This window comes from Paraburkholderia strydomiana (genome assembly GCF_046030495.1).
GTDB classification, from domain to species: domain Bacteria; phylum Pseudomonadota; class Gammaproteobacteria; order Burkholderiales; family Burkholderiaceae; genus Paraburkholderia; species Paraburkholderia strydomiana_A.
This window is the reverse complement of record NZ_JAQQCJ010000038.1, coordinates 30,951-55,520: the sequence shown is the minus strand read 5'-3', so window position 1 is coordinate 55,520 and position 24,570 is coordinate 30,951. Positions and strand designations below refer to the sequence as shown.

Genomic DNA, 24,570 nt, shown 5'->3' with positions numbered 1-24,570 from the left:
AAAAACCCACTCCCCCCCCGGCCCCCCGTTGGGGGGGCGGTGGTGTTTTGGCGCGCGGCGTCCGCGTGGCGCGACGCAGCGCGCGAGAGCCTGCCGGAACCGGCGCCCAGCGAACCCGCAGTCAACCCCGCAGTGAACCCCCGCTATCATCCCGCCGCCACGCTAAAACAAGCCCCGTATGCAGCCCATTCGGCCGATGTAAAGGGGCACGCTTCCTGCGATAATCGAATGTCCGAATTTCATCAAGAACCGTCAGAGAGCATGGCCAGAACTTCCGTCTCCCCCTCAGCAACCAGCGCTCCGGCCGAGCGCGCCGTATGGCTGCGCGCAGAACTCGAACGCGCGAACTACGCGTACTACGTGCTCGACCAGCCGGAGCTTCCCGACGCCGAATACGACAAGCTGTTCAAGGAACTGGAGCGCATCGAGACGGAGCATCCGGATCTGATCGTGCCGGATTCGCCCACCCAGCGCGTGGGCGGCGAGGCGGCGAGCGGCTTCGAGCAGGTCGTGCACGACCAGCCCATGCTGTCGCTGAACAACGGTTTCGCCGATGAAGACATCGTCGCGTTCGACAAACGCGTCGGCGACGCGCTCGGCAAGAACGCGAGCGAGCCGCCGGTCCCGGTCGATTACGCGGCAGAGTTGAAATTCGACGGCCTCGCCATCTCGTTGCGTTACGTCGACGGCGTGTTCGTGCAGGCGTCCACACGCGGCGATGGCACCACCGGCGAGAACGTTACCGAAAACGTCCGCACGATCCGCTCCATTCCGCTCAAGCTCAAAGGCAAGCGCGTGCCGCACGTGCTCGACGTACGTGGCGAAGTGCTGATGTTCAAACGCGATTTCGAACGCCTGAACGAGCGCCAGCGCGCGGCCGAGCAGAAGGAATTCGCCAATCCGCGTAACGCGGCGGCGGGCAGTTTGCGGCAGCTCGATTCGAAGATCACCGCGCAGCGGCCGCTGTCGTTTTTCGCCTATGGCATCGGCGTGCTCGACGGGATCGAAATGCCGGCCACGCATAGCGAACTGCTCGACTGGTACAAGGAGCTCGGCTTGCCGGTGAACGGCGAGCGGGCGGTGGTGCAGGGCGCGGACGGCTTGCTGGGTTTCTTCCACGCGGTCGGCGAGAAGCGCGACACGCTGCCGTACGATATCGATGGCGTGGTCTACAAGGTCAACCGGCGCGACGAGCAGGACGCGCTCGGCTTCGTGTCGCGCGCGCCGCGTTTTGCGCTCGCGCACAAGTTTCCCGCGCAGGAAGCGTTGACCCGGCTCGTCGCGATCGACGTGCAGGTCGGCCGCACCGGCGCGATCACGCCGGTGGCGCGCCTCGAGCCGGTGTTCGTCGGCGGCGCGACGGTCACCAATGCCACACTGCATAACGAAGACGAAGTGCGCCGCAAGGACATCCGCATCGGCGACACGGTGATCGTGCGGCGCGCCGGCGACGTGATTCCCGAAGTGGTGAGCGCGCTGCTCGAGCGCCGCCCGGCCGACGCCCGCGAGTTCGTGATGCCGACCCAGTGCCCGGTGTGCGGCTCGAACATCGAGCGGCTGCCCGACGAGGCGATTGCACGCTGTACCGGCGGGCTTTTTTGTCCGGCGCAGCGCAAGCAGGCGCTGTGGCACTTCGCGCAGCGGCGCGCGCTCGATATCGACGGGCTCGGCGAAAAAATCATCGATCAACTGGTCGAACAGAATCTGGTGCGCACGCCGGCCGATCTGTTCAACCTCGGCTTCGCGACGCTCGCGGAACTCGACCGCTTCGCCGACAAGTCCGCGCAGAACCTGCTCGATTCGCTTGAAAAGGCCAAGCACACCACGCTGGCGCGCTTTATTTACGCGCTCGGCATCCGTCATGTGGGCGAATCGACGGCGAAAGATCTGGCCAAACATTTCGGTTCGCTGACGCCGATCATGGACGCGTCGGTCGAGGCGCTGCTGGAAGTCAACGACGTGGGGCCGGTGGTCGCCGAGTCGCTGCATCAGTTCTTCGCTGAAGAGCACAACCGCACGGTGATCGAGCAACTGCGCGCGCCGGGCAAGGTCACATGGGCGGAAGGTCCGCCCGCGCCGAAGGCGCCGCAAGGCGTGCTGGCCGGCAAGACCGTGGTGTTGACCGGCACGCTGCCGAACCTGTCGCGCGAAACGGCGAAGGAAATGCTCGAAGCCGCCGGCGCTAAAGTGGCGGGGTCCGTGTCGAAGAAAACGGATTATGTGGTCGCGGGAGCCGACGCCGGCAGCAAGTTGGCGAAAGCCGAGGAACTCGGCATCCCCGTACTCGACGAAGATGGTATGCATCAGCTCCTGGAGGGGCAGTTATGATCCGCGAAATTCTCAAGATGGGCGATCCGCGTCTGCTGCGTATTGCCGATCCGGTCGATCACTTCGACACGCCCGAACTGCATGAACTCGTCAAGGACATGTTCGAGACCATGCATGACGCAGACGGCGCGGGCCTCGCCGCGCCGCAGATCGGCGTCAATCTGCAGGTGGTGATCTTCGGCTTCGGCAAGAACGAGCGTTATCCGGATGCGCCGCCGGTGCCGGAAACGGTGCTGATCAATCCGACCATCACGCCTGTCTCGCTCGATATGGAGGAAGGCTGGGAAGGCTGTTTGTCGGTGCCGGGCCTGCGCGGCGCGGTGAGCCGCTTTTCGATGATCAAGTATCACGGCTTCGATCAGTACGGTAAGCCGATCGACCGGGTGGCAGAGGGCTTTCACGCGCGCGTCGTGCAGCATGAATGCGATCACCTGATCGGCAAGCTGTATCCGATGCGGATCAACGATTTCGCGAAGTTCGGTTTCACCGAAGTGCTGTTCCCGGATATGGATCCGAATAGCGACGATTGACGTGGTGGCGATGTGCGTTGCGCGGTGGGTGCGCGCAACGCACTGCGGCCGCGGTGAGCCGCATCGGCGCCGGCAATAAAAAACCCACGCATCTGCGTGGGTTTTTTATTGGGATCGCGCCGGTCCTGACTCTTCGCTCCTCGCTCAGACAGGCGCTCGCGGCATCATCAGAACGACTCGTCCGCCGACAGATAGCGCCACTGTCCCGGCGGCAGCGCGCCAAGCATCACGCGACCCATCCGCACGCGCTTCAGGCCGATCACTTCGAGGCCGACCAGTTCGCACATCCGGCGAATCTGGCGCTTCTTGCCTTCGCGCAGCACGAAACGCAACTGCTCGCCGTTTTGCCACTCCACCTGCGCCGGTTTCAGCGGCACGTCGTCGAGCGACAGGCCGTGGCGCAGCAGTTCGAGGCTTTCGGGCGGGAAGTGGCTTTCGACGTCGACAGTGTGCTCGCCGTAAGCCACGCGCACCAGATACTCCTTGTCGATCTCCGAATGGCCGCCGATCAACTGCTTGGCGACGCGGCCGTCCTGCGTCAACACCAGCAGGCCTGTCGAGTCGATGTCGAGGCGGCCGGCAGGCGCGAGCTGGCGCAGATGCGCGACCGAGAAGTGGATCTCCGAATGGTCGCCGTCCCAGCGATTCTCCGGCGTGACCAGCGTGATGGCCGGCTGATAGCCGTCTTCCGCCTGGCCCGAGACCAGACCGACAGGCTTGTGAATCAGCACCGTCACCTGGCTCGCTTGCGCGGCTTCGGCGGCGGGGTCGATCTCGATGCGCTGATCCGGACGAACCTTGGTGCCGAGCGTGTCGACGCGCTCGCCATCCACCAGCACCCAGCCTTTTTCGATCCACTCGTCGGCTTCGCGGCGCGAGCACAGGCCGAGTTCGGACATCAGTTTCGACAGACGCAGCATGCCCGGCGCGTCTTCGTAATCGCGACGCGGGGTGCGCGGGGCCGCATCGGCGCCGCTCTCGGCGTCACGGCGCTCGGCGCGTGCCGCTGACGCCGGGCCGCGTGGCTTGTCGGCGCGTGCAGGGCGGTCGTCGCCGAAACGGCGGGGCGCGGACGGCAGGGTTTTGTCGACGCTGCGTGCCGGGCGTTCGCTGCGCTCACCATTGCGCGGCGGGCGGTCGCTGAATTCGCGTTTGGCCGGCGCCCGCTCGGTGCGGTCGCCGCGGTCGTTGCGGTCATCGCGCGGTGCGCGTGCCGGACGGTCCGAGCGGTCAGCGTAGCCGCTTTTTACGGGGCTGGCGAAGCTGCGTCCGGATGAGCCGCGCTCGCCTTCGAAGCGACGCGGCGCGCTGTCGCTACGCGGTCCCCGGTCGCTCCGGTCGCTGTTGCGGCGCTCTTGCGGAGCGCCACGGTCGTTGCCGAAACGGGGGCGATCGGATGCGTCACGCTCGCGGCGCTCCGGACGTTCGGCGCGCGGGCCAGCATTCGACGGTCGGTCTGCGCCCGGGCGCGAACCGCTGAACGGACGGCGTTCGCCGTCGTCACGGCGCGGGGGCCGGTCGCCAAAATTGCGCGGGGCGCGTTCGCCGCGATCACCCGTGCCTTCGGAGCGCCGGGGTGCACGTTCGCTGCGGTCACCGGCGCCTTCGAAGCGGCGGGGTGCGCGTTCGCCGCGGTCACCTGCACCTTCGAAACGGCGAGGTGCGCGTTCGCCACGATCACCAGCACCTTCGAAGCGGCGGGGTGCGCGTTCACCACGGTCACCTGCACCTTCGAAGCGGCGAGGCGCGCGTTCACCACGATCACCAGCACCTTCGAAACGGCGCGGTGCGCGTTCACCGCGGTCACCCGCACCTTCGAAACGGCGAGGCGCGCGTTCACCACGATCACCAGCACCTTCGAAACGGCGAGGCGCGCGTTCACCACGATCACCTGCACCTTCAAAGCGGCGGGGTGCGCGTTCACCGCGATCACCCCCTGCGCCTTCACGGCGCGGCGGCCGATCCGATGTCGTCCTGCGCGGCGCACCTTCGGCACCCGCGTCCCGCGAGCGCGCAAACGACCCTTCCGCACGCGGCCCACGCGCACCGCCACCCGTCGGCTTACCACCCACGGGCCGCTTGCCGCCACCCGCTGCGCCAGCGCCTTCACCCCGCGCCCCGCTGGAACCCGCCATCGATGGCTTCGGTGCCGCCGGACGCGTCGGCTTACGTGCCGACGTGCTACCGGTACGGACAGGGGCGCGTTCGGACGAAGCCGGCCGCGGGTGCTTGGCTGTTAATTTGACTCGCATGAAATCTCACACTGCAATCGCGCGCAGCAGTTCGGTCTCGACCTGAATTTGCAGGCGGTTGTCCGACAGACCGTGTCCATCCAGCAGGAACACGTCTTCGACGCGTTCGCCGAGCGTATTGATCCGCGCCGACGCGACGCCGACCCGGTGCTCAGCCAGCACGCGCGCGATCGAATAAAGAAGGCCTGGCCGGTCGTTCGCCGACACGGACAGGATGTAGTATTGGCCGCGCTCGTCGGCCCGAAGATCGACGCGCGGCGTGACAGGGAAGGTCCGCGACAGCCGCGACAAACGGCCTTTCGACGGCCCCGGCAAAAGGGTTCCGTGGCCGGTGAGGCGTGCGGTCAGTTCCTGTTCGACCAGATTGGCAATATCGCGATAATGCACGTCTTCTTCGGTATGCGCGACGAGGAAATTATCAAGCGCATAGCCGTGGCGGGTCGTGCTGACCCGCGCATCCAGCACCGACAGGCCGTTGCGGTCGAAATACGCGCAAATCCCTGCGAACAGATCGGGCTGATCCTTCACGTACACGAGCACCTGCAACGCTTCGCCTATCGGCGACGGGCGAGCCCGCACGATCGGCGTCGGCGCTTCGACATGGCGATACAGCACGCGCGTTTGCCACGCGATGTCCGCCGCGTCGTGGCGCAGGAAGTAGCCGATGTCGAGCTTGTCCCAGAGCGCCTTTTGCGCGCCTTCCGGCACGGTTTCGAGACGCAGCAGCGCGAGCGCCTCTTCCTGGCGGGACTTCAGTTCCGAATGCGCGTCCGGCCGCGCGCCGCCGAGGACAGCCAGCGTGGCGCGGTACAGATCTTCGAGCAGCTTGCCTTTCCACGTGTTCCAGACTTTCGGGCTGGTGCCGCGAATGTCGGCCACGGTCAGCAGATAAAGTGCGGTGAGGCGGCGCTCGGTGCCGACGAGTTCGGCAAAGCGCTTGATAACTTCCGGATCGCTCGTATCCTGCTTCTGCGCGACCTGGCTCATCGTCAGATGCTGCTGCACCAGCCAGACGACCAGGTCGCCGTCCTCGCCTTCGATGCCGTGATGGCGGCAAAAGCGCCGCGCGTCGACCATGCCCAGCGTGGAATGATCGCCGCCGCGGCCCTTGGCGATATCGTGAAACAGCGCCGCCACGTACAGTACCCACGGCCGTTCGAGGTTGGCGATCAACTGGCTGCAGAATGGATACTCGTGCGCGTGTTCGGCTACGGCAAAGCGGCGCAGATTGCGCAGCACCATCAGGATGTGCTGGTCGACGGTGTAGACGTGATACAGGTCGTGCTGCATCTGCCCAACGATGCGCCGGAAATTCAGCAGGTAGCGCCCGAGCACGCTCGTCTGGTTCATCAGCCGCAAAGCGTGCGTGATGCCCGCCGGCTGCTTCAGGATGTCCATGAACAGGCGCCGGTTTTCCGGATCGCGCCGCCAGTGCTGGTCCATCACATCGCGCGCGTTGTAGATCGCGCGCAGCGTGCGTGCCGACAGGCCTTTGACGCCCGGCGTCTGCTCGTACAGCAGGAAGGCTTCGAGGATCGCGTTCGGCTCGCGCTGGAACACGTCGTCGCTGGCGATTTCCAGCATCCCCTGCTTTTCGACGAAGCGCGCCGACAGCACGCGCGTAATGCCGCTCGTGCTGGGAAAGAGTTGCGCCTCGATGTTCTGGATCAGGATCGTGGCGAGCTGCGTGACGGCCTTGGCGGCCCAGTAGTAGCGGCGCATCAGCTGTTCGCTGGCGCGCTTGGTGACGGTCGGCTTGTAGCCGAAGCTCTCGGCCACGGGCGTCTGCAGGTCGAACACCATGATGTCCTGACGACGCCCGGCGGTCACATGCAACCGCGCGCGCAGCGACTTCAGGAAACCTTCGTTGTGGCGCAGTTCGCGCGCTTCGCGCTCGGTGATCAGCTCGCGCGCCTCGAGTTCGCGCCAGCTGCTGCCGAAACCGGCCGCCTGGGTGATCCAGAGAATCAGCTGGAGGTCGCGCAGGCCGCCCGGGCTTTCCTTGATGTTGGGTTCGAGCGCGTACGGCGTGTCCTGAAACTTGGCGTGGCGCTGGCGCATTTCCAGCACTTTCGCCTGAAAGAAGGCTTTCGGGTCGAGCGCCGCGCGGTAGCGCTTTGCAAAGTCGTCGAACAGCGCGGCGCTGCCCGTGATACGCCGCGCTTCCAGCAGCGAGGTGCGCACGGTGACGTCGTTGGCGGCTTCTTCGAGACATTGCGACACGCTGCGCACGCTGCTGCCGAGTTCCAGCCCCAAATCCCACGCGAGGCTGATAAAACGCTCGATGCGCGCTTCCAGATGCTCGATCGGCGCATCCGGCAGCAGCACGAGGATGTCGATGTCGGAGTGCGGCGCCAGCTCACCCCGCCCGTAGCCGCCGACGGCCAGCAGCGCCAGTTCGTCCGGCAGTTCGCACGTGTCCCAGGCGGCGCACAAGGAGTCGTCCGTCGTGCGCGCGAGGGCGGCCATCAACGCATCCACGTTGGTGGCCGTTCTGAAGCGTTCCAGCAATTGGGCTTTGGCCACTTTGTAGTCCGCCTTCAGCGACGTGGCATGGGATGGGGCGACGACTGGAACACTACTCATTGGCAGGTGGACGGTAAGGTCGGAGGTCGGTCAGGCGGTGGCGGCGACGATCGGCGGACGCGCCGGCGTGCCCGCGGAAACGGTCAGGACGTCGTAACCGGTTTCCGTGACGAGCACCGTGTGTTCCCACTGCGCCGACAGGCTGCGGTCCTTGGTCTTGACGGTCCACTGGTCCGGCATGGTGCGGATGTCGCGGCGGCCGGCGTTGATCATCGGCTCGATCGTGAAGATCATGCCGGCCTGCAGTTCGAGCCCGGTACCGGGGCGGCCGTAGTGCAGGATTTGCGGGTCTTCGTGGAATACCGTGCCGATGCCGTGGCCGCAATATTCGCGCACCACGCTGTAGCCCTGGCCTTCCGCATGCTTCTGGATCGCATGGCCGATGTCGCCGAGATGCGCGCCGGGGCGCACCTGGTCGATGCCGAGCCACATGCATTCGAAGGTGGTCTGCACGAGCCGTTTGGCCAGAATCGAGCCTTCGCCGACGATGAACATGCGGCTCGTGTCGCCGAAATAGCCTTCCTTGATGACGGTGATGTCGATGTTCAGCGCATCGCCGTTCTTCAGGGTCTTGTCGCCGGGGATGCCGTGGCAGATCACGTCGTTGACGGAAATGCAGGTGGCTTTCGGGTAGGGCGGGTAGCCGGGCGGCTGATAATTCAGCGGCGCCGGAACCGTGCCCTGTTCCTTCAGCATGTATTCGTGACACAGACGGTCGAGTTCGCCGGTCGTGACGCCGGCCTTGACGAACGGGGTAATGTAGTCGAGCACTTCGCTCGCAAGTTTGCAGGCGACGCGCATCTGCGCGATATCGTGTTCGTTTTTGAGCGTAATAGCCATGAGTCGGGCCTGAAATGCGATTTATTGCGAGATTATCGCACCATATTCTCGCTGCCGCAGGCTTTTGCGGCGGGGCTGGCGCGTTTGACGGGCGCTTTTGCCGGCTGCCCGAGCAGCAGTCTGGCGGGTCTGCGGATAGTGGTCCGGGCAAACTGCCGGGACTTTGACGAGCGCCACGCCGTACTGAGGAGACGCCCGCGTCCGCGCCGCACGCGTTGCGGCGATGGCAAACTCGCGGTGCAACCCGGCCGCGGCAAAGGGGAGCGACCAGGCGGGTTGAGTCAGTTCATAGGCGCGTGCTATAATCTTTGGCTAAGTCGATCCATGTCCTCTTTAATTGCTCAGTATGAGTGTCTCATAGGGAGCAAAGGCAGGGAGGCTTCTCATAACGCCGGTTGCCTGCGCTATGAGGTAAGGCGGTACCAGGCAGCAAACTCGCAAGCCGGCGCACCCAGGGTGTCCGTCGCGTTCCAGCCAAAGAAGAAGGCGGGCGCGGCCGATACGGCAGCCGGCTTAAGACCCAACCCTCGCGGAGATTTTCATGGCAGTTACCATGCGTCAAATGCTGGAAGCCGGTGTCCACTTCGGTCACCAAACGCGCTTCTGGAACCCGAAGATGGCCCCCTTCATTTTCGGCCATCGCAACAAGATTCACATCATCAACCTCGAAAAGACGCTGCCGATGTACAACGACGCGCTGAAGTACGCGCGTCAACTGGCAGCGAACCGCGGCACGATCCTGTTCGTCGGCACGAAGCGTCAATCGCGCGACACGATCGCTGAAGAAGCGCAGCGCGCTGGTATGCCGTTCGTCAACGCACGCTGGCTCGGCGGCATGCTGACCAACTTCAAGACGCTGAAGGTTTCGATCAAGCGCCTGAAGGACATGGAAGCGGCGCTGGAAGCAGGCGAAACCGAACGCATGAGCAAGAAAGAAGCGCTGCTGTTCGAACGCGAAATGGCCAAGCTGCAGAAGTCGATCGGCGGCGTGAAAGACATGGGCGGCATTCCGGACGCGATCTTCGTGGTCGACGTCGGCTACCACAAGATTGCCGTCACCGAAGCGAACAAGCTCGGTATTCCGGTCATCGCAGTGGTCGACACGAACCACTCGCCGGAAGGCATCGACTACGTGATCCCGGGTAACGACGACGCCTCGAAGGCGGTCGCTCTGTACACGGCTGGCGTGGCCGACGCGATCCTCGAAGGCCGTGCGAACGCGGTCAACGAAGTGGTGCAGGCTGCACGCGGCGACAACGGCGACGAGTTCGTCGAGGTCAACTCGGAAGCGTAAAGCTGCCCCGTGTCCGGCAAAAAAGGGGGCTTTCTACAGGCCCCCTTTTTTTAAGCCGCGACATTGTAGTGGGGCGCTGCAGGCGGTGCCCAACGCGTTGTTCGTAAAAAATTACGTGGAACGCTGAAACGAATTCTTGCCGCCGGTATCGAAGTGCGGGCGGTGTGTGACAGACGGAACTCAAGGAGCAAATGATGGCGGCAATTACCGCAAGCATGGTTGCAGAACTGCGCGCAAAGACCGACGCGCCGATGATGGAATGCAAGAAGGCGTTGACGGAAGCCGACGGCGACATGGCGCGCGCTGAAGAGCTGCTGCGCGTGAAGCTGGGCAACAAGGCCAGCAAGGCAGCGTCGCGCGTGACGGCTGAAGGCGTGGTTGCATCGTTTATCGGCGGCAATGCAGGTTCGCTGGTCGAACTGAACTGCGAAACCGACTTCGTTTCGAAGAACGACGACTTCCTGGCTTTCTCGAAGCAGATCGCCGAACTGGTCGCTACGCAAAACCCGGCTGACGTCGCTGCTCTGTCGGCACTGCCGCTGGACGGCTCGACCGTCGACGCGGTGCGCCTCGCACTGGTCGGCAAGATCGGCGAAAACCTGTCGATCCGCCGTTTCGTGCGCTTCGATACGGCTAACAAGCTGGCAGCGTACCTGCACGGCACGCGTATCGGCGTGCTGGTCGAGTACACCGGCGCGGACGAGCAGGTCGGCAAGGACGTGGCGATGCACATTGCCGCAATGAAGCCGGTTTCGCTGTCGTCGGACGACGTGCCGGCGGAGCTGATCGCCAAGGAACGCAGCATCGCTGAACAGAAAGCCGCCGAATCGGGCAAGCCGGCTGAAATCGTCGCCAAGATGGTCGACGGCAGCGTGCAGAAGTACCTGAAGGAAGTGTCGCTGCTGAACCAGGCGTTCGTTAAGAACGACAAGCAGACGATCGAACAGATGCTGAAGGCTGGCAACGCGAGCGTGCAGAAGTTCGCGCTGTTCGTGGTCGGCGAAGGTATCGAGAAGAAGCAGGACGACTTCGCAGCAGAAGTGGCCGCGCAAGTCGCTGCTGCAAAGCAACAATAAGTCTCACCGAAGCTTCACAGTAGTATTGTTGGACCCGCGGCGGAGCAAGACTTTGCCGCGGTCGGCAGCGCCGCAAGGCTGCGCGCGGGTTGACCCTCGCAGCGCAGCCGCGGGCGGACCTGAAGGTTCGTCAATTTGGCGGCGCTTGCCCGAATCAGCATTTCACCCCTACATTAGTCCCTTGTTGTTGCCCTGTTCTGCGCGATCTGGATACCCCTATGCCCACTGCCTACAAACGCGTCCTGCTCAAACTCTCCGGTGAAGCTCTGATGGGCGACGATGCCTTCGGCATCAATCGCGCGACCATCGAACGAATGGTGGCGGACGTGGCCGAAGTGGTCCGTCTCGGAACGCAGCTGGCCGTGGTGATCGGCGGCGGCAATATTTTCCGCGGCGTCGCGGGCGGTGCGGCCGGTATGGATCGCGCCACGGCTGACTACATGGGCATGCTGGCCACGATGATGAACGCGCTGGCGCTGCAGGACGCGATGCGCCACGCCGGTATCGAAGCGCGCGTGCAATCGGCGCTGCGTATGGACCAGGTGGTCGAGCCGTACATCCGGCCCCGCGCGATTCGCCAGCTCGAAGAAGGCAAAGTCGTGATTTTCGCGGCCGGCACCGGCAATCCGTTTTTCACGACCGACACGGCCGCCGCACTGCGCGGCTCGGAAATCGGCGCGGAAGTCGTGCTGAAAGCAACCAAGGTGGACGGCGTCTATTCGGCCGATCCCAAGAAAGATCCGAGCGCGACCCGCTACACGACGATCAGCTTCGACGAAGCAATCGGCCGCAATCTGCAGGTGATGGACGCCACGGCGTTCGCGCTGTGCCGCGACCAGAAGCTGCCGATCCGCGTTTTTTCGATCGTCAAGGCGGGGGCGCTCAAGCGCATCGTGCAAGGCGAGGACGAAGGCACGCTCGTCCACGTGTAAACTCTCGTTCACATAACGTGGGCTTTGACGCGGGCCCCAGGTCGCCGCCTATCGCGCGCGCAGGCCGGCTCGCACCGTTTTGAAGGTTCGGAGGTTTAAAAATGTCTGTGGCTGATATCAGGAAGGGCGCTGAACAAAAAATGCAGCGCTCCATCGACGCGTTCAAGAACGACCTGTCGAAGATCCGCACGGGCCGTGCGCACACGGGCCTGCTCGATCACATCCAGTGCGATTACTACGGTTCGCCGGTGCCGATTTCGCAGGTCGCGAACCTGACGCTGATCGACGCACGCACGATCGGCGTGCAGCCGTGGGAAAAGAAGATGGTCCAGGTCGTCGAAAAGGCGATCCGCGAGTCGGACCTCGGTTTGAACCCGGCCACGCAAGGCGACGTGATCCGCGTGCCGATGCCCGCGCTGACCGAAGAACGCCGCCGCGAACTGACCAAGGTGGTCAAGAGCGAAGCGGAAACGGCCAAGGTTGCGGTCCGCAACCTGCGTCGCGACGCTAACGAGCAATTGAAGAAGCTCGTGAAAGACAAGGAAATTTCGGAAGACGACGAGCGTCGCGCAGGCGACGACGTTCAGAAGCTGACAGACAAGTTCGTCGCTGAAATCGACAAGCTCGTCGTGACGAAAGAAGCCGAGATCATGACGGTCTGAGATCGGCCGGCTCTTGGGAAAACGCGGGTTGCCCGACGTTTTCCCGGTCCCTCGGGGGGCTCGGCTCGAAAGCCGGGCGGGGAGCCACTCAGCACCTTCACGATTTTCACTTCTTTATTTGCAGTCACTGTCCAACGGCCATGACCTATACCAGCTCAACCGTGCGCGTGCCTGATGTCGCCGCGGTGCCGCGACATATCGCGATCATCATGGATGGCAACGGCCGTTGGGCCACCCAGCGGCGCTTGCCGCGCGTGGCGGGCCATACGCGCGGCGTCGACGCGGTGCGTGCGGCCGTCGAGGCGTGCGCCCGGCAAGGCGTCGAATACCTGACGCTGTTTGCCTTCAGTTCCGAGAACTGGCGCCGTCCGAACGAGGAAGTGTCGTTCCTGATGCGCCTGTTCGTCACCGCGCTGGAGCGCGAGATCGGCAAGCTGCACGCAAACGGCATCCGTTTGCGCGTGGTCGGCGATCTGGACCGTTTCGATACGCGCATCCGCGACCTGATCAAGCGAGCGGAAACCAAAACCGCACGCAATACCCGTCTCACGCTGACGATCGCCGCGAATTACGGCGGCCGCTGGGACATCATGCAGGCCACCCGCAAGCTCGCCGAGCAGTCGGCGGCAGCGGGCAAGGCAGTCGAGGTCAACGAGGATTCGTTCGCGGAGCACCTGTCCATGGCTTATGCGCCGGAGCCGGACCTGTTCATCCGTACCGGCGGCGAGCGCCGCGTCAGCAACTTCCTGCTGTGGCAGCTCGCGTACACCGAGTTCTACTTCACCGACACCTTCTGGCCGGATTTCGATGCCGACGCGCTTGGCCACGCGATCGCTTCGTACGCGGAGCGTGAACGCCGCTTCGGCCGCACCAGTGCTCAACTCGAGCCGCAATCGCAAAACGTCGATTCGCTTCCATGCTAAAAACCCGTGTCATCACGGCGATCATCCTGCTGGCCGTGTTCCTGCCGGTCACGCTGTTCGCGCCGGTTGGCGCGTTCGGTGCGCTGATCGCTTTCGTCGTCGTGTTCGCCGCATGGGAGTGGGCGCGCCTGCTCAAGCTGGGCGGCGCCGGTCCGGTCATCTACGCGCTGGTGGCGGCGGTCGCGCTGGTCGCGAGCACGCGGCTCGGCACGGGCGTCGTGGAGGGCCGGTCGCTCTTCAAGGCGGCGGCCATCTTCTGGGTCATCGCCGGGCCGTTCGTGCTACTGCGCAAGCCAACGCTCGCGCAGGGCGCATGGCGTATCTTTCTGTTTCTTGCCGGCATTGTGGTATTCGTCGCGTGCTGGCATGCTCTCGTCGCCGCGCGCATGCAGGGCGTACCCTTCGTGCTGTCGCTGCTCCTATTGGTATGGCTGGCCGATATCGGCGCATACTTCTCCGGAAAAGCGTTCGGAAAACACAAGCTGGCGCCTGCCATCAGTCCGGGCAAGACTTGGGAGGGCGCGATCGGCGGCTGGCTGGTGGTGATGATCGTCGCCGCGGCGGCGGTCTTTTTGCACGCGTTCGAGCCGACCCTGTATTCTGCGCTGCTGGCGCAATGGGGCGCCGTGCGCACACTGCTCGCACTGACCTTGCTGGTGGCCTTCAGCGTGGTGGGCGACCTGTTCGAATCGATGATGAAACGCCAGGCCGGGGTGAAAGATTCAAGCGGCCTGTTGCCGGGGCACGGCGGCGTGCTCGACCGCATCGACGCATTATTGCCGGTGCTGCCGCTTGCCATGCTGCTGCTCGGCTAGAGAAAGAGATATGCAAAAACGTCTGACATTGCTCGGTTCCACGGGCTCGATTGGAGACAGCACGCTCGACGTCGTCGCGCGTCATCCCGAGCGCTTTTCGGTTTATGCGCTCTCCGCGCATCGCAACGGCGACAAGCTCGTCGAGCAATGCCTGCGCTTCAAACCCGTAGTCGCGGTGGTCGGCGACGCCGACACCGCCGCGCGCGTCGCGGCGAAACTGCGCGATGCGGGTAGCAAGACCGAGGTCACGTACGGGCCGCAAGCGCTCGTCGACGTATCGAAGAGTGACGGCTGCGATACGGTGGTGGCCGCGATCGTCGGCGCAGCCGGCCTCGCGCCGAGCCTCGCGGCCGCACGCGCCGGCAAACGCATCCTGCTCGCCAACAAGGAAGCGCTGGTGATGTCCGGTGCGATCTTCATGGACGCGGTGCGCGACAACGGCGCGGTGCTGCTGCCGGTCGACAGCGAACACAACGCGATTTTCCAATGCCTGCCGCGCGAAGCCGCGCTGCACGGCGGCGTCTCCAAGATCATCCTGACCGCGTCGGGCGGCCCGTTCCGCACCCGCGAACCGGCCACGCTCGTCGACGTCACGCCGGACGAAGCCTGCAAACATCCGAACTGGGTCATGGGCCGTAAGATTTCGGTCGACTCCGCGACGATGATGAACAAGGGCCTCGAAGTGATCGAGGCGCACTGGCTGTTCGGTTTGCCGGGCGAGCGTATCGACGTACTGATTCACCCGCAAAGCGTGATCCACTCGCTGGTTTCGTACGCCGACGGCTCGGTGCTCGCACAGCTCGGCAATCCCGACATGCGCACGCCGATCGCACACGCGCTGGCGTTCCCGGATCGCGTGGATTCGGGCGTCGCCCAGCTCGATCTCGCAGAGATCGCCTCGCTGTCGTTCGAGAAGCCGGACTACGCGCGCTTCCCGTGTCTCGCGCTGGCGATGAAGGCGCTGGCCGAGGGCGGTATCGCGAGCGCGGCCCTGAACGCCGCGAACGAAATCGCAGTGGAGGCGTTCCTGTCGCGCCGGATCGGTTTCATGACGATCGCGCGGGTGGTCGACTCGGTGCTCAACGCTTTGCCGAACCGCAGCGCGCACGCGCTCGAAGACGTGATCGAAGCGGATGCCGCCGCGCGTCGCGCCGCTGCCGAATTCATCGCGCGTCTGCCCGACGGCGCCCGTCGTACGGAACGCGCCGTCCAGTGAGGCGCTTATGAATCTGCTGATCGAACTGCTCGCCTTCGCGGTCGCGATTGGCGTACTCGTGGTCGTCCACGAGTACGGGCATTACAGTGTCGCGCGTCTGTGCGGCGTGAAGGTGCTGCGCTTTTCGATCGGCTTCGGCAAACCGCTGTTCCAGTGGGTGAGCCCGGAGACGGGCACCGAATGGACCATTGCCGCGTTGCCGCTCGGCGGCTACGTGAAGATGCTCGACGAGCGTGAAACCGGCACCGCGCCGATTCCCGCCGACGAGTTGCCGCATGCGTTCAACCGGCAGTCGGTGTGGCGGCGCTTTGCGATCGTCGCGGCCGGCCCGGTCGCGAACTTCCTGCTGGCCATCGTCCTGTTCGCGCTCGTATTCGCCAGTGGCGTGACGGAGCCGGCGGCGGTGGTCGCGGCGCCCGCACCGAATACACCGGCGGCCGTGGCCGGATTCGAGGGTGGCGAGACCATTGTCGCAGTGCGGACCGGCACGGCCGACGATTCGGACCCGGTGCGCTCATGGTCGGATCTGCGCTGGAAATTGCTGGGCGCGGCATTCGATCAGAAGCACATCGTGCTGAGCGCGAAAGACGCGCACGGCGTCTCCGATTTCCCGCTCGACTTGCGCGGTATCAGCGAGAAAGACGTCGACGACGACTTCATGTCGCGCCTCGGATTCGAGCCGGGCGGCGGCAAGCTGATCGTGGCCGGCGTGCAGCCGGGCAGCGCGGCGCAGCGAGCGGGCCTCGTCGCGGGCGATCGTTTGCGCGCCATCAATGGCACGCCGACCGACAATGCCACGACCTTCATCGCTTATGTAAAATCGCACGCCGGCCAGCCGGTGACGTTGCAGGTGGAGCGCGGCGGCCGGGGCGCTCAGGCGGCGGGCAAGCTCGAAGACATCAGCATCGTGCCGCAATCGCAGCGCGATCCCGCGACCGGTCAGCAGATCGGCCGCATCGGCGCCGAACTGGCGACCCAGGTGCCGTCGATCGACGTGCGCTACGGGCCGATCGAGAGTGTGCAACTGGGCGCGCGCCGTACGTGGGATCTGGCGGTTTATTCGGTGCGCATGTTCGGCAGGATGATCGTCGGCGAAGCATCGCTGAAAAATCTTTCCGGTCCGGTGACGATCGCCGACTACGCAGGAAAGAGCGCACGTCTGGGTCCTTCTGCATTCCTGTCGTTCCTGGCCCTTGTCAGTATTAGCCTTGGCGTACTGAACCTGCTACCAATTCCGGTATTGGACGGGGGTCATCTGTTATATTATTTGGTTGAAGCTGTGACCGGTAAAGTTGTCTCCGATCGCTGGCAACTCGTTTTTCAGAGGGCGGGTCTCGCCTGCATCGTCGCATTGTCGGCGATCGCGCTGTTCAACGATCTGGCTCGTTTAATCCATTTTTAAAGTGTCCGGCGGCGTTCACGATGGCGACCGCCTGACCTGATGCAGCTATATACACTGGGGAAGCACGTTGTTTAAACCTCATCGCTTTGTTCCAAAAACGGTTATAGCCGCGGCCTTCGCCGCGCATGGGCTGGTTGCTCACGCAACGTCGCCCTTCGTGGTGCAAGACATCCGCATTGAGGGATTGCAACGCGTCGAACCCGGTACCGTGTTCGCGTATCTGCCGATCAAGCAAGGCGACACGTTTAGCGACGACAAGGCGTCCGAAGCGATTCGCGCGCTGTATGCCACGGGCTTCTTCAACGACGTCAAGATCGCGACCGAAGGCAACGTCGTCATCGTGCAAGTGCTGGAACGTCCGGCCATCGGCACGATCGACTTCGCCGGCATTCATGAATTCGACAAGGAAAACCTGACCAAGGCGTTGCGCGCGGTCGGTTTGTCGCAAGGCCGTTACTACGACAAGGCGTTGGTCGATCGCGCCGAGCAGGAACTGAAACGCCAGTACCTGACGCGCGGTTATTACGCCGCCGAAGTGACCACCACCGTGACGCCGATCGACCGCAATCGCGTGTCGGTGCTGTTCTCGGTCGCCGAAGGTCCGAGCGCGAAGATCCGCCAGATCAACTTCATCGGCAACAAGGCGTTCAGCACGGGTACGCTGCGCGACGAAATGCAGCTGTCCACGCCGAACTGGTTCTCGTGGTACACGAAGAACGACCTGTACGCGAAAGACAAGCTCACCGGCGACCTCGAAAACGTCCGCTCGTATTACCTGAATCGCGGCTATCTCGAGTTCAACATCGAGTCGACCCAGGTGTCGATCACGCCGGACAAGAAGGACATGTATCTGACGGTCACGCTGCACGAAGGCGAGCCGTACACGATTTCGAACATCAAGCTGGCCGGCAATCTGCTCGATCGCGAAGCGGAGCTGACCAGGCTGATCAAGATCAAACCGGGCGACCGTTTCTCGGCTGAAAAGTTGCAGGCCACCACGAAGGCGATCGTCGACAAGCTCGGCGAATACGGCTATGCGTTCGCGACCGTCAACGCGCAGCCGCAGATCGATCAGACCAACCACAAGGTCGACCTGACGCTGCAGGTGGACCCGAGCCGGCGCGTCTACGTGCGCCGCATCAATGTGGTCGGCAACACGCGCACCCGCGACGAAGTAGTGCGCCGTGAAATGCGTCAGCTCGAAAGCTCGTGGTTCGACTCGAACCGCCTCGCGCTGTCGAAAGACCGGATCAACCGTCTGGGCTACTTCACCGACGTCGACGTGACCACGGTGCCGGTCGAGGGCACGCCGGACCAGGTCGATGTGGACGTCAAGGTGGCCGAAAAGCCGACCGGCGCGATTACGCTGGGCGCGGGTTTCTCGTCGACCGACAAGGTGGTGCTGTCGGCCGGTGTGTCCCAGGACAACGTGTTCGGCTCGGGCACGAGTCTCGCGGTGAACATCAATACCGCGAAGACGTACCGCACGTTGACGGTCACGCAGGTTGATCCGTACTTCACGGTCGACGGCATCAAGCGTATTACCGACGTCTACTACCGCACGTACCAGCCGCTGTACTACTCGACGGATTCGAGCTTCAAGATCGTCACGATCGGTGGCGACCTGAAGTTCGGTATTCCGTTCTCCGAAGTCGACACGGTGTATTTCGGCGCGGGTCTTGAGCAGAACCAGCTGGACATCGACTCGAACACGCCGCAAAGCTACATCGACTACGTGCATGAGTTCGGCCGCGTGTCGAACAACGTGCCGATCACGGTTGGCTGGTCGCGCGACGCGCGTGACAGTGCGCTGGTGCCGAGCCGCGGCTACTTCACGCAGGCGAACGCCGAATACGGCACGCCGATCGGCGGCACGCAGTACTACAAGGCCGACATCAACGCGCAGTACTATTATTCGTTCGCGCGTGGGTTCGTGCTGGGCTTCAACTTCCAGGGTGGCTACGGTAACGGCCTGGGTGGCAAGCCTTATCCGATTTTCAAGAACTACTACGCGGGCGGTATCGGTTCGGTGCGTGGCTACGAGCCGAGTTCGCTGGGTCCGCGCGACGCGAAGACGGGCGACCCGATCGGCGGCTCGAAGCTGCTGGTGGGTAACGTCGAGTTGACGTTCCCGCTGCCGGGTACGGGTTATGACCGCACGCTGCGCGTGTTCACCTTCCTCGACGCCGGTAACGTCTGGGGCACGGAAGGCAACAGCGTTGGCGCGAACGGCCTGCGTTACGGTTACGGTGTCGGTCTCGCGTGGATTTCGCCGATCGGCCCGCTCAAGCTCAGCCTGGGCTTCCCGCTGACGAAGCACACCGGCGACCAGTATCAGAAATTCCAGTTCCAGATCGGGACGGCGTTCTGATCACGGCCGCAGGCGGCCAGCCAAACTACAGTATCGAGAGGATGACTTTGCTAACCGGTATGTTTTCGAAACGTGTAGCGTGCGCGATGGCGCTGGCAATGACCTTGGGCGTCGGGGTAGCGCACGCGCAGGAGGCGAAGATCGCCGCGGTGAATTCCGACCGCATCCTGCGCGAATCGGCGGCGGCGAAAGCCGCCCAGGTCAAGCTCGAGGCCGAATTCGCGAAGCGTGACAAGGATCTCGCCGACATGGCGCAGAAGCTGAAGTCGATGTCGGATTCGCTCGACAAGAACGGCGCGTCGATGTCGGCCGCCGATCGTGCGCAGAAACAGCGCGATCTGTCGCAACTGGACACGGACTTCCAGCGCAAGCAACGCGAATTTCGCGAAGATCTGAATCAGCGCCGCAACGAGGAACTGGCGGCGGTGCTCGACCGCGCCAACAAGGTCATCAAGCAGATCGCCGAGGCACAGCACTACGATCTGATCGTGCAGGAGGCGGTGTACGTGAGCCCGCGCATCGATATCACCGACCAGGTGCTCAAGGCGCTGGCGGCGTCGGGCAACTGAGGGTCGCCCGGTGTGTGGCCGTGTACACACGCCCACACCGGCACGCCGCCGCGCGCGGACGCAATAACAGGTTGGATTGAACAGCAGGAGACAGGACAGGCATGGCATTTACGCTCGAGGACATCGTCCAGCGGTTCGGCGGTACGGTAGTCGGAAACGGTTCGCAGTGCGTCGGCAGTCTGGCGCCGCTCGACCAGGCAGGCCCGAACCAACTGGCGTTCCTCGCCAATCCGAAGTACCTGTCGCAGGTTGAAAGCACCCGCGCGGGCGCGGTGTTGATCAACGCCGACGACCTCGCGAAGCTGGCTTCGCGTGAGGGCCGTAACTTCATCGTCACGCCGAACCCGTACGCTTACTTTGCGCGCATGGCGCAAACCTTCATCGACCTCGCCGCGCCGAAGGCCGCGCCCGGCGTGCATCCGAGCGCCACCATCGATCCGTCGGCGCAGGTGGCAGCAAGCGCGGTGATCGGCCCGCACGTCACGGTGGAAGCGGGCGCCGTGATCGGCGAAAACGTCCGGCTGGGCGCCAATGTCGTGATCGGCCGGGGCACGCGCATTGGCGCGGATTCGCACCTGTACCCGAATGTCGCCGTGTACCACGGCTGCGAACTCGGTGAGCGCGTGATCGTGCACGCGGGCGCGGTGATCGGCTCGGACGGGTTCGGCTTTGCGCCGGATTTCGTCGGCGAGGGCGACGCGCGTACCGGTAGCTGGGTCAAGATTCCGCAGGTCGGCGGCGTGTCGATCGCGGCGGATGTCGAAATCGGCGCGAACACCACGATCGACCGTGGCGCGATGGCCGATACGATCATCGAAGAATGCGTGAAGATCGACAACCTCGTGCAGATCGGCCACAACTGCAAGGTCGGCGCGTACACGGTGATCGCCGGTTGCGCGGGCATCGCGGGCAGCACGACGATCGGCCGTCATTGCATGATCGGCGGGGCGGTTGGCATTGCCGGGCACGTCACGCTGGCCGATTATGTAATCGTCACCGCGAAGTCGGGCGTGTCGAAGTCTCTCCTGAAGCCCGGTATATACACCAGCGCGTTCCCGGCCGTGAACCATGCGGACTGGAACAAAAGCGCGGCCCTGCTGCGCAATATCGATAAGCTTCGCGATCGTATCCGGGCGCTCGAAAGCGCCGCGGCCGACGGTTCGGGCAACGCGGAGCCCCATGCGGCGGGCAACGCGGCAAGCAATTCCGCAGGCGAGAAGGCTTGAGATAAGCCTTGAGATATCAGGGCGGTTCGTCGGCCTCGCGTAAGCTTGCCGGCACCGCGTAAAATAGCGGGCAAGCATCACGAAGCAAAGTCGGTTGCCGTGACCGGGTGGCACGGCCGCCGGATCATGGCGGGCGCCTGCAGCACGCGTTTTCAACCCACCTGCACCAGCATCCGCAGTCATCATCGCGCAGTCAATGCGTGAGCAGAAACACCATGAGCACCGAAAAAATCAATCTCGACATTCATAAGATTCTCACGCTGCTGCCCCATCGTTACCCGATCCTGCTGGTCGACCGGGTGCTCGAACTCGAGCCGCACAAGTGCATCAAAGCGTTGAAGAACGTGTCGATCAACGAGCCGTATTTCCAGGGGCACTTCCCGACCCGCCCGGTGATGCCCGGCGTGCTGATTCTCGAAGCGCTCGCGCAAACCGCAGCGTTGCTGACGTTTTCGGAAGAGCCGAGCGATCCGTCGAACACGCTGTATCTGTTCGTGGGTATCGACAATGCGCGCTTCAAGCGCGTGGTGGAGCCGGGCGATCAGCTGATCCTGAACTGCACGTTTGAGCGTCATATGCGCGGCATCTGGAAGTTCAAGGCGCGTGCCGAAGTGGATGGCGTCGTGGCGGCGGAAGCCGACCTGATGTGCGCGGTGCGGCACACGGACAAAGACGCTTAAGCGAGCGTCAAGGCAGCGAGGGCGCGGGCGGCGGGTGTTCTGACACCGGCGCGGCCGGTCCCGCCAGAAGCCCATCCACACAACGCAACAGAATCAGAAGCGAGGACGCATGAGCAGGATTCATCCCACTGCGATCGTCGAACCGGGCGCACAACTCGACGAATCCGTCGAAGTCGGTCCGTACGCCGTGATCGGCGCACATGTGACGATCGGCGCACGGAGCACGGTCGGTTCGCATAGCGTGATCGAAGGCTACACGACGATCGGCGAAGACAACCGGATCGGCCACTACGCATCGGTCGGCGGCCGTCCGCAAGACATGAAGTACAAGGACGAGCCGACCCGGCTCGTGATCGGCAACCGCAACACGATCCGCGAGTTCACGACGATCCACACCGGCACGACGCAGGACGCCGGCGTCACCACGCTCGGCGACGACAACTGGATCATGGCCTACGTGCACATCGGGCACGATTGCCACGTCGGCAGCAGCGTCATTCTGTCGAGCAACGCGCAGATGGCCGGCCACGTGACGATCGGCGACCACGCGATCATCGGCGGCATGTCGGGCGTGCACCAGTTCGTGCGTATCGGCGCGCATTCGATGCTGGGCGGCGCATCGGCGCTGGTGCAGGACATCCCGCCGTTCGTGATCGCCGCCGGCAACAAGGCCGAGCCGCACGGCATCAACGTCGAAGGCCTGCGCCGCCGCGGCTTCTCGCCGGATGCGATTTCGGCGCTGCGTACGGCATATCGTGTGCTGTACAAGAACGGTCTGTCGCTGGAAGAGGCGAAGGTGCAATTGCGCGAACTCGCATCCGCCGGCGGTGACGGCGACGCGCCGGTGCAGACGCTGCTCGCGTTTGTCGAAGCGTCGCAACGCGGCATCATCCGCTAACCGATGGCATTACAACCCAGTCCGCTACGCGTCGCGATGGTGGCCGGCGAGCCGTCCGGCGACCTGTTGGCGGCGTCGCTGCTCGACGGTCTCGCGAGCCGTCTGCCCGCCGGCACCCAGTACTACGGGATCGGCGGTCCGCGCATGATCGCCACGGGCTTCGACGCCCATTGGCCAATGGAAAAGCTCACGGTGCGCGGCTATGTCGAGGCGCTGCGGCACATCCCCGAGATTCTCGGCATTCGCAACGAGTTGAAGCGCCAGTTGCTGGCCGAGCCGCCGTCGGTGTTCGTCGGCGTGGATGCGCCCGATTTCAATTTCGGCCTCGAGCACGCGCTGCGCGACGCGGGCATTCCGACCGTTCACTTCGTCTGCCCGTCGATCTGGGCGTGGCGCGGCGGGCGCATCAAGAAGATCGCCAAAGCGGTCGATCATATGCTGTGCGTGTTCCCGTTCGAGACGGCACTGCTGGAAAAGGCGGGTGTCGCGGCCTCGTACGTGGGCCATCCGCTTGCCGACGACATTCCGCTCGAACCCGACACGCTCGGCGCGCGCCGTGCGCTGGGCCTCGCGGAAAGCGGCCCGATCATCGCGGTGCTGCCAGGCAGCCGGCGCTCGGAAATCGATCTGATCGGCCCGACTTTTTTCGCCGCGATGGAAATGATGCAGCACCAGGAGCCCGGTCTGCGTTTCGTGATGCCGGCGGCCACGCCGACCTTGCGAGACATGCTGCGACCGCTGGTCGATGCGCATCCGGGCCTCGCGCTGACGATTACCGACGGTCAGTCGCAACTCGCCATGACCGCCGCCGACGCGATCCTCGTGAAGAGCGGCACGGTGACGCTCGAAGCCGCGCTGCTGAAGAAGCCGATGGTCATTTCGTACAAGGTGCCCTGGCTGACCGGCCAGATCATGCGCCGCCAAGGCTATCTGCCGTACGTTGGCCTGCCGAACATTCTGGCCGGACGCTTCGTAGTGCCGGAAATCCTGCAGCACTTCGCGACGCCGCAGGCGCTCGCCGAAGCCACACTGAAACAGTTGCGCGACGAAGCCAACCGGCGCACGCTGACGGAAATCTTCACGGAGATGCATCACGTGCTGAAGCAGAACACCGCGCAGCGTGCGGCGGAAGTCGTGGCGAGCGTCATCGAAAAGCGCACGGGGCGGCTGTGACCATCACACGCGCACCCCGCCGTAAGGCTGCGTCCGTCGCAGGAGCGGCAGCGCAGGTCGGCCTGAACTTCGAGACGGCCGACGACATCGTCTGCGGCGTCGACGAAGCAGGGCGCGGTCCGCTGGCTGGCCCCGTCGTCGCGGCTGCGGTGATTTTCGATCCGGCCAGGCCGATGATTCGCGGGCTCGACGATTCGAAAGCGCTCAGCGCGAAGAAACGCGACGAGCTGTACGACAAGATCGTCGAGCGCGCGCTCGCGTACTGCATCGCGTCGGCGACGGTCGAAGAAATCGACTCGCTGAACATCCTGCACGCCACGATGCTGGCGATGAAGCGCGCCGTGGAAGGCCTCCCGGTCGTGCCCACGCTCGTCAAGGTCGACGGCAATCGTTGTCCGACGCTGAGCATTCGCAGCGAAGCGGTGATTGGCGGCGATGCGCTCGTGAAGAGCATTTCGGCGGCGTCGATTCTTGCCAAAGTCACGCGCGACCGGATGCTGCTCGAACTGCATCAGCGCCATCCGGTATACGGTTTCAATGCGCATGCCGGTTATGGCACGCCGCAGCACCTCGCGGCGCTGCGCGAGCATGGGCCGTGCGAGCACCATCGGCGCTCGTTCGCGCCGGTGCGCGAAGCGCATCTGCGATTCGGCACGGGCGTGCCGTTGCCGGCAGCGCAAGTCGTCATCGTGCCGGGCGCGCTGAGCGACGCGATGCTCGACGACGACGCCTTCGGCGAACGCAGCGGCATCTGAATACCCTCTGAGCGACGCGCGCTTGCTCGCGCGCCGCTCGTT

20 protein-coding genes are annotated in these 24,570 nt (G+C 64.1%); 17 read left to right on the top strand and 3 right to left on the bottom strand.

The window, feature by feature from the left end:
• Window positions 1-261: 261 nt before the first annotated feature.
• Together ligA and def are read left to right on the top strand one after the other, a co-directional pair.
• Entirely contained in the window at window positions 262-2,328 is a 2,067-nt protein-coding gene (gene ligA, locus PQQ53_RS32775; RefSeq protein WP_408149157.1) for an NAD-dependent DNA ligase LigA, read from the top strand.
• The gene (gene def, locus PQQ53_RS32770) at window positions 2,325-2,858 is read left to right on the top strand and encodes a peptide deformylase (protein WP_408157104.1); all 534 of its coding nucleotides are present in this window, start codon (window positions 2,325-2,327) and stop codon (window positions 2,856-2,858) included. The genes ligA and def overlap by 4 nt, the downstream gene beginning before the upstream one ends.
• Window positions 2,859-3,025: 167 nt before the next feature.
• Here def and PQQ53_RS32765 read toward each other — a convergent pair whose 3' ends face one another.
• The 3 genes from PQQ53_RS32765 to map are packed head-to-tail and all read right to left on the bottom strand — an operon-like array spanning window position 3,026 to window position 8,536.
• Complete coding sequence (locus PQQ53_RS32765) at window positions 3,026-5,110, bottom strand: pseudouridine synthase (protein WP_408328726.1); 2,085 nt, start codon at window positions 5,108-5,110, stop codon at window positions 3,026-3,028.
• A 6-nt stretch (window positions 5,111-5,116) separates the two neighbouring features.
• Complete coding sequence (locus tag PQQ53_RS32760; RefSeq protein WP_408328723.1) at window positions 5,117-7,696, bottom strand: [protein-PII] uridylyltransferase; 2,580 nt, start codon at window positions 7,694-7,696, stop codon at window positions 5,117-5,119.
• Between the two features lie 30 nt (window positions 7,697-7,726).
• Entirely contained in the window at window positions 7,727-8,536 is an 810-nt protein-coding gene (gene map, locus PQQ53_RS32755; RefSeq protein WP_175160744.1) for a type I methionyl aminopeptidase, read from the bottom strand.
• Between the two features lie 541 nt (window positions 8,537-9,077).
• On the opposite strand from map, the gene rpsB reads away from it, so the two are divergent.
• The 15 genes from rpsB to rnhB all read left to right on the top strand — a co-directional run bounded on the left by rpsB (window position 9,078) and on the right by rnhB (window position 24,528).
• Complete coding sequence (rpsB, locus tag PQQ53_RS32750) at window positions 9,078-9,830, top strand: 30S ribosomal protein S2 (protein WP_042323115.1); 753 nt, start codon at window positions 9,078-9,080, stop codon at window positions 9,828-9,830.
• A gap of 194 nt (window positions 9,831-10,024) precedes the next feature.
• On the top strand, window positions 10,025-10,906 hold the full coding sequence (gene tsf / locus PQQ53_RS32745; RefSeq protein ID WP_408328720.1) for a translation elongation factor Ts: 882 nt from the start codon (window positions 10,025-10,027) through the stop codon (window positions 10,904-10,906).
• 218 nt (window positions 10,907-11,124) lie between these two features.
• Complete coding sequence (gene pyrH, locus PQQ53_RS32740; protein WP_168665297.1) at window positions 11,125-11,838, top strand: UMP kinase; 714 nt, start codon at window positions 11,125-11,127, stop codon at window positions 11,836-11,838.
• Window positions 11,839-11,939: 101 nt separating this feature from the next.
• Window positions 11,940-12,500, top strand: a complete 561-nt coding sequence (gene frr / locus PQQ53_RS32735) for a ribosome recycling factor (RefSeq protein WP_012433445.1) — start codon at window positions 11,940-11,942, stop codon at window positions 12,498-12,500.
• Between the two features lie 140 nt (window positions 12,501-12,640).
• Entirely contained in the window at window positions 12,641-13,423 is a 783-nt protein-coding gene (gene uppS, locus PQQ53_RS32730; RefSeq protein ID WP_121317546.1) for a polyprenyl diphosphate synthase, read from the top strand.
• Window positions 13,417-14,238, top strand: coding sequence for a phosphatidate cytidylyltransferase (locus PQQ53_RS32725; protein ID WP_408149146.1), 822 nt, complete (start codon window positions 13,417-13,419; stop codon window positions 14,236-14,238). Before uppS ends, PQQ53_RS32725 begins: the two co-directional genes overlap by 7 nt.
• A 10-nt stretch (window positions 14,239-14,248) precedes the next feature.
• Complete coding sequence (locus PQQ53_RS32720; RefSeq protein WP_408149144.1) at window positions 14,249-15,454, top strand: 1-deoxy-D-xylulose-5-phosphate reductoisomerase; 1,206 nt, start codon at window positions 14,249-14,251, stop codon at window positions 15,452-15,454.
• Between the two features lie 7 nt (window positions 15,455-15,461).
• Window positions 15,462-16,856, top strand: a complete 1,395-nt coding sequence (gene rseP, locus PQQ53_RS32715; protein WP_408328717.1) for an RIP metalloprotease RseP — start codon at window positions 15,462-15,464, stop codon at window positions 16,854-16,856.
• Between the two features lie 67 nt (window positions 16,857-16,923).
• A complete protein-coding gene (bamA, locus tag PQQ53_RS32710) occupies window positions 16,924-19,227 on the top strand; it encodes an outer membrane protein assembly factor BamA (protein WP_408149140.1) in 2,304 nt (767 codons plus the stop codon).
• Between the two features lie 47 nt (window positions 19,228-19,274).
• Window positions 19,275-19,796 carry an OmpH/Skp family outer membrane protein gene (locus PQQ53_RS32705; RefSeq protein WP_174772087.1) on the top strand — a complete coding sequence of 174 codons (522 nt, stop codon included), beginning with the start codon at window positions 19,275-19,277 and terminating at the stop codon, window positions 19,794-19,796.
• Between the two features lie 101 nt (window positions 19,797-19,897).
• Window positions 19,898-21,022: a UDP-3-O-(3-hydroxymyristoyl)glucosamine N-acyltransferase gene (gene lpxD, locus PQQ53_RS32700; RefSeq protein ID WP_408328714.1), complete on the top strand. Its 1,125-nt coding sequence runs from the start codon at window positions 19,898-19,900 to the stop codon at window positions 21,020-21,022.
• 215 nt (window positions 21,023-21,237) lie between these two features.
• Entirely contained in the window at window positions 21,238-21,702 is a 465-nt protein-coding gene (fabZ, locus tag PQQ53_RS32695; RefSeq protein WP_012433437.1) for a 3-hydroxyacyl-ACP dehydratase FabZ, read from the top strand.
• 109 nt (window positions 21,703-21,811) lie between these two features.
• Window positions 21,812-22,600 carry an acyl-ACP--UDP-N-acetylglucosamine O-acyltransferase gene (gene lpxA, locus PQQ53_RS32690; protein WP_408328711.1) on the top strand — a complete coding sequence of 263 codons (789 nt, stop codon included), beginning with the start codon at window positions 21,812-21,814 and terminating at the stop codon, window positions 22,598-22,600.
• A 3-nt stretch (window positions 22,601-22,603) separates the two neighbouring features.
• Window positions 22,604-23,773 (top strand): lipid-A-disaccharide synthase, encoded by a 1,170-nt coding sequence (lpxB, locus tag PQQ53_RS32685; protein ID WP_408157117.1) that lies wholly within the window; start codon window positions 22,604-22,606, stop codon window positions 23,771-23,773.
• Window positions 23,770-24,528: a ribonuclease HII gene (gene rnhB, locus PQQ53_RS32680; protein WP_408157119.1), complete on the top strand. Its 759-nt coding sequence runs from the start codon at window positions 23,770-23,772 to the stop codon at window positions 24,526-24,528. Before lpxB ends, rnhB begins: the two co-directional genes overlap by 4 nt.
• Window positions 24,529-24,570 lie beyond the last annotated feature (42 nt).

Bases quoted from the DNA above. Each gene is read 5' to 3' on its own strand.
- ligA (WP_408149157.1), top strand. From the start codon at position 262: ATGGCCAGAACTTCCGTCTCCCCCTCAGCAACCAGCGCTCCGGCCGAG.
- def (WP_408157104.1), top strand. From the start codon at position 2,325: ATGATCCGCGAAATTCTCAAGATGGGCGATCCGCGTCTGCTGCGTATT.
- PQQ53_RS32765 (WP_408328726.1), bottom strand. From the start codon at position 5,110: ATGCGAGTCAAATTAACAGCCAAGCACCCGCGGCCGGCTTCGTCCGAA.
- PQQ53_RS32760 (WP_408328723.1), bottom strand. From the start codon at position 7,696: ATGAGTAGTGTTCCAGTCGTCGCCCCATCCCATGCCACGTCGCTGAAG.
- map (WP_175160744.1), bottom strand. From the start codon at position 8,536: ATGGCTATTACGCTCAAAAACGAACACGATATCGCGCAGATGCGCGTC.
- rpsB (WP_042323115.1), top strand. From the start codon at position 9,078: ATGGCAGTTACCATGCGTCAAATGCTGGAAGCCGGTGTCCACTTCGGT.
- tsf (WP_408328720.1), top strand. From the start codon at position 10,025: ATGGCGGCAATTACCGCAAGCATGGTTGCAGAACTGCGCGCAAAGACC.
- pyrH (WP_168665297.1), top strand. From the start codon at position 11,125: ATGCCCACTGCCTACAAACGCGTCCTGCTCAAACTCTCCGGTGAAGCT.
- frr (WP_012433445.1), top strand. From the start codon at position 11,940: ATGTCTGTGGCTGATATCAGGAAGGGCGCTGAACAAAAAATGCAGCGC.
- uppS (WP_121317546.1), top strand. From the start codon at position 12,641: ATGACCTATACCAGCTCAACCGTGCGCGTGCCTGATGTCGCCGCGGTG.
- PQQ53_RS32725 (WP_408149146.1), top strand. From the start codon at position 13,417: ATGCTAAAAACCCGTGTCATCACGGCGATCATCCTGCTGGCCGTGTTC.
- PQQ53_RS32720 (WP_408149144.1), top strand. From the start codon at position 14,249: ATGCAAAAACGTCTGACATTGCTCGGTTCCACGGGCTCGATTGGAGAC.
- rseP (WP_408328717.1), top strand. From the start codon at position 15,462: ATGAATCTGCTGATCGAACTGCTCGCCTTCGCGGTCGCGATTGGCGTA.
- lpxD (WP_408328714.1), top strand. From the start codon at position 19,898: ATGGCATTTACGCTCGAGGACATCGTCCAGCGGTTCGGCGGTACGGTA.
- fabZ (WP_012433437.1), top strand. From the start codon at position 21,238: ATGAGCACCGAAAAAATCAATCTCGACATTCATAAGATTCTCACGCTG.
- lpxA (WP_408328711.1), top strand. From the start codon at position 21,812: ATGAGCAGGATTCATCCCACTGCGATCGTCGAACCGGGCGCACAACTC.
- lpxB (WP_408157117.1), top strand. From the start codon at position 22,604: ATGGCATTACAACCCAGTCCGCTACGCGTCGCGATGGTGGCCGGCGAG.